Below are 265 nucleotides of genomic sequence, written 5' to 3' on the forward strand. Positions count from 1 at the left end.
TTTTCTTGAGTGATCACCTGCACTTCATTTGCAACTAATACTTCAATCGCTGAGTTAAAAGCAGCTTCACTTAATGCGTGGGTATCTTTACCTAAATAAAGCGGGCCAAAAATATTATTTTGCTTACGGTAGTCACAAATTGCTTGAGTAATGGCGAGAATATGTGATTCATTGAATTTCACATCATAAGAACAACCTCTATGCCCTGAGGTACCAAAGGCAACACAATGTTCAGGATTTTGTTCTAAATCTGGCTCATTTAAGT

1 protein-coding gene is annotated in these 265 nt (G+C 37.0%); it reads right to left on the minus strand.

From position 1 onward, the window contains the following. A partial coding sequence (locus RG959_RS24310) for a hypothetical protein (protein WP_342799319.1) occupies positions 1-265 on the minus strand: 265 nt, incomplete at both ends.

The sequence above is a fragment of the Domibacillus sp. 8LH genome, from assembly GCF_038806185.1.
GTDB lineage: Bacteria > Bacillota > Bacilli > Bacillales > Domibacillaceae > Domibacillus > Domibacillus indicus_A.